Origin of the sequence: Joostella sp. CR20 (assembly GCF_038433465.1) — a bacterium.
Taxonomy (GTDB): domain Bacteria; phylum Bacteroidota; class Bacteroidia; order Flavobacteriales; family Flavobacteriaceae; genus Galbibacter.
Window position 1 is genome coordinate 1 of record NZ_JAESVF010000038.1, and the last position, 566, is coordinate 566.

The window sequence follows — 566 nt, forward strand, 5'->3', positions numbered from 1 at the left end:
AGAAGCTTCCTCCATGCTCAACACCAACACTCCTAACAGTACGATGACCTTTAATATCCCTTGTTTCATTTTTCTTCTTTTAAATTGGCTTTTCTTTTTTTAGTTGATATACAACCATCCTGCACGTGCTTTACTTCCATCACCTAAATCAAGGACATAGTAATACGTTCCTGTTGGTAGTTTATCCGATTTGTTGATTGTAGCACGTCCGTTTGAAGTACCATCCCAATCATTTTGATAATTGTTTGCATGGTACACCTCAATTCCCCAACGGTTGTAGATTCTAAGTACATTATTGGTATAATCTTCAATACACGTTACTTTAAAGAAATCGTTTCGTCCATCGTTGTTTGGCGTGATTTGATTGTAAATTGTTAAACAGTCATCATCGCTTACAGTAACACTAGCACTCGCTTGGTTGTTGGACGTATCGGTATCTGTTTGATCTAAATCTGTCAGTGTAACCACATTGAGATACGCTTCCACAGAAGTTGTTTCTGCAGTGATAGTAAGTGTAACTGTTTCATTAGGCATTAAACTCGAAATCGTATACGCGCCTGTTACCT

At 37.8% G+C, this 566-nt stretch carries 1 protein-coding gene; it reads right to left on the reverse strand.

The genetic code is table 11. From position 1 onward, the window contains the following. Positions 1–99: 99 nt before the first annotated feature. Positions 100–566 (reverse strand): gliding motility-associated C-terminal domain-containing protein (locus JMA43_RS13945; RefSeq protein WP_342157319.1); only part of this gene is annotated, 467 nt, incomplete at its 5' end.